The organism is Arsenophonus sp. ENCA, from assembly GCF_002287155.1.
Taxonomy (GTDB): domain Bacteria; phylum Pseudomonadota; class Gammaproteobacteria; order Enterobacterales; family Enterobacteriaceae; genus Arsenophonus; species Arsenophonus nilaparvatae.
In genome coordinates, this window is the sequence record NZ_NHNG01000362.1 from 1 (window position 1) to 605 (window position 605).

A 605-nucleotide genomic window follows, 5' to 3' on the forward strand; every position below is an offset into this window, starting at 1 on the left:
CTATTTGCCGGGCTCGATATCCCATTGAGTCGGCAGACGCAGAGCCAGTGGCTGCTGAAAGTCGCTGAACGGCTAAAGCCTCTACGGGTGCTGATGCACAAGGCGTTGCTGGCACAGCCGGTCATTTGGCCCATTCCCAGTCGAAACGCAACAAACCCATAAAACGTTATGCAGCCATTAGATGAGCTAAAAATACTTCATTTGGAGAAAAATAGCCCAACGATTTTCGTCCCCGAGTATTAAGTATGTGCTCAAGTTCTGCAATCTCGTTGTCCGTGACTGAGTTGAAATCCGTTCCTTTTGGGTAAAAACGGCGGATAAGTCCGTTACTGTGTTCATTTAAACCACGCTCCCATGAGTGATAAGGCCTGGCAAAGAAGACATTAGCACCGGTGATCTCAGTTATCTGTTTATGCATGGAGAACTCAGAACCGTTATCGGCCGTCAAAGTTTTAAAGTCACAGAAGGTATTTGCTACAATGTCACGGAAAGCATCTACAACAGTATCAGCGCGTTTATTCGGTAACTTGCGGATAATAATCTGCTTGGTAGCTTTATCCGCTAGAGTCAGTAAGAATGACTTCTGATCTTTACCAAATACAGTA

At 45.5% G+C, this 605-nt stretch carries 1 protein-coding gene; it reads right to left on the bottom strand.

What is annotated here, in order from left to right:
- Nucleotides 1-166: 166 nt before the first annotated feature.
- The coding region (locus tag CBG25_RS09530; RefSeq protein ID WP_290603601.1) for an IS30 family transposase at nt 167-605 on the bottom strand (439 nt) is incomplete at its 5' end.